Below are 572 nucleotides of genomic sequence, written 5' to 3' on the forward strand. Positions count from 1 at the left end.
ACGGTATGATTCATGACTGGGGTGAAGTCGTAACAAGGTAACCGTAGGGGAACCTGCGGTTGGATCACCTCCTTACCAAAAACGAGAGACAATAAGTGTCCACACAGATTGATTGATATATTGTAGACATATCGAGCAGAAAGCCGTTATTCCCTTGGGTCTGTAGCTCAGGTGGTTAGAGCGCACCCCTGATAAGGGTGAGGTCGGTGGTTCAAGTCCACTCAGACCCACCACTCAAACTGAGTGAGTGATGAAGGTGAATAAGGTAATAAATAAACGATGACATGGGGATATAGCTCAGCTGGGAGAGCGCCTGCCTTGCACGCAGGAGGTCAGCGGTTCGATCCCGCTTATCTCCACCACTTATCATCGTTAAGTAAATTGAGCATTTAATACTTAAAATGCTTTAATGAGTTTATTTAACGATGATAACTGAAAATGTTATTTCTGTTCTTTAACAACCAGGAAACAAGCTGAAAAACTGAAGAGACTTTCAAGTCCTTTTAAAGGATAAGAAAAAGTCTGAGTAAGAAAAAATCTTGATTGAACAAAAGCAATCAAGTGTTTAGTTG

2 tRNA genes and 1 rRNA gene are annotated in these 572 nt (G+C 41.6%); all 3 read left to right on the forward strand.

From position 1 onward, the window contains the following. Window positions 1-75, forward strand: a 16S ribosomal RNA gene (locus tag DPV81_RS09365); the annotation flags it as partial. 81 nt (window positions 76-156) lie between these two features. After that, window positions 157-233 (forward strand) — tRNA-Ile (locus tag DPV81_RS09370). A gap of 53 nt (window positions 234-286) precedes the next feature. After that, window positions 287-362 (forward strand) — tRNA-Ala (locus DPV81_RS09375). Window positions 363-572: the final 210 nt, after the last annotated feature.

Source organism: Haemophilus parainfluenzae (assembly GCF_003252795.1).
Classification (GTDB): Bacteria; Pseudomonadota; Gammaproteobacteria; order Enterobacterales; family Pasteurellaceae; genus Haemophilus_D; species Haemophilus_D parainfluenzae_K.